Source organism: Streptomyces kebangsaanensis, assembly GCF_001906585.1.
Lineage (GTDB): Bacteria > Actinomycetota > Actinomycetes > Streptomycetales > Streptomycetaceae > Streptomyces > Streptomyces kebangsaanensis.
This window is the reverse complement of record NZ_JUJA01000135.1, coordinates 1-1964: the sequence shown is the minus strand read 5'-3', so window position 1 is coordinate 1964 and position 1964 is coordinate 1. Positions and strand designations below refer to the sequence as shown.

Here is a 1964-nt window from a genome sequence, read left to right as displayed (position 1 = left end):
GTCCGCGCCGTGCTGGCCGCCACCCTCTCCCCCGCCTGGGGCATCTACAGCGGCTACGAACTGTGCGAGAACACCCCCCTGCGCGAGGGCAGCGAGGAGTACCTGGACTCGGAGAAGTACCAGCTCAAACCCCGCGACTGGGACGCCGCCGAGCGCGAGGGCCGCACCATCACCCCCCTGATCACCCGGCTCAACGACATCCGCCGCCGCCATCCCGCGCTGCACCGGCTGCGCAATCTGCGTTTCCACCACGCCGACAACGACGCCGTGATCGCCTACTCGAAGCGGAGCGGATCGAACACGGTTCTGGTGGTCGCCAACCTCGACCCCCACCACACCCAGGAGGCCACGGTCTCGTTGGACATGCCGCAACTCGGCCTGGACTGGCACGAGTCGGTGCCGGTGCGCGACGAGCTCACCGGCGAGACCTATCACTGGGGCAGGGCCAACTATGTGCGTCTCGAACCGGGCCGGAGGCCCGCGCACGTCCTCACCGTCCTGCGACCGTCCACCCCGCAGATCGGAGGGTCACCCACAACATGATCGTCAATGAGCCCGTTCCGGACACCTTCGAAGACACTCCGGCCAGGGACCGGGACCCGGAGTGGTTCAAACGCGCTGTCTTCTACGAGGTCCTCGTCCGCTCCTTCCAGGACAGCAACGGCGACGGCATCGGCGACCTGAAGGGCCTGACCGCCAAACTCGACTATCTGCAGTGGCTGGGCGTCGACTGCCTGTGGCTGCCCCCCTTCTTCAAGTCCCCGCTCAGGGACGGCGGTTACGACGTCTCCGACTACACCGCCGTACTCCCCGACTTCGGCGACCTGGCCGACTTCGTGGAGTTCGTCGACGCCGCCCACCAGCGCGGCATGCGCGTGATCATCGACTTCGTGATGAACCACACCAGCGACCAGCACCCGTGGTTCCAGGAGTCCCGCAAGGACCCCGACGGCCCCTACGGCGACTACTACGTCTGGGCCGACGACGACAAGCAGTACCAGGACGCGCGGATCATCTTCGTCGACACCGAGGCCTCCAACTGGACGTACGACCCGGTGCGCAAGCAGTACTACTGGCACCGGTTCTTCTCCCACCAGCCGGACCTGAACTACGAGAACCCGGCGGTGCAGGAGGAGATCCTGGCCGCCCTCCGCTTCTGGCTGGACCTCGGCATCGACGGCTTCCGGCTGGACGCGGTGCCGTACCTGTACCAACAGGAGGGCACCAACTGCGAGAACCTTCCGGCCACGCACGCCTTCCTCAAGCGCGTACGCAAGGAGATCGACGCGCAGTACCCCGACACGGTGCTGCTGGCGGAGGCGAACCAGTGGCCGGAGGACGTGGTCGACTACTTCGGCGACTACGCCGCCGGCGGCGACGAGTGCCACATGGCCTTCCACTTCCCCGTCATGCCGCGCATCTTCATGGCCGTGCGGCGGGAGAGCCGCTACCCCGTCTCCGAGATCCTCGCCAAGACCCCCGCCATCCCCTCGAAGTGCCAGTGGGGCATCTTCCTGCGCAACCACGACGAGCTGACCCTGGAGATGGTCACCGACGAGGAGCGCGACTACATGTGGGCCGAGTACGCCAAGGACCCCCGCATGCGCGCCAACATCGGCATCCGCCGCCGCCTGGCGACCCTGCTGGACAACGACCGCAACCAGATCGAGCTCTTCGGCTCCCTGCTGCTCTCCCTGCCCGGCAGCCCGATCCTGTACTACGGCGACGAGATCGGCATGGGCGACAACATCTGGCTCGGCGACCGCGACGCGGTACGCACCCCCATGCAGTGGACCCCGGACCGCAACGCCGGCTTCTCCTCCTGCGACCCCGGCCGCCTGTTCCTGCCCACGATCATGGACCCGGTCTACGGCTACCAGGTCACCAACGTCGAGGCGTCGATGTCCTCGCCCTCCTCGCTGCTGCACTGGACCCGCCGCATGATCGAGATCCGCAAGCAGAAC

General features: G+C 67.1%; 2 protein-coding genes. Both read left to right on the top strand.

The window, feature by feature from the left end:
- The coding region (locus RH94_RS19395) for an alpha-glucosidase C-terminal domain-containing protein (RefSeq protein ID WP_143204049.1) at positions 1 to 543 on the top strand (543 nt) is incomplete at its 5' end.
- A partial coding sequence (gene treS / locus RH94_RS19390) for a maltose alpha-D-glucosyltransferase (RefSeq protein ID WP_073948809.1) occupies positions 540 to 1964 on the top strand: 1425 nt, incomplete at its 3' end. The genes RH94_RS19395 and treS, both read left to right, overlap by 4 nt.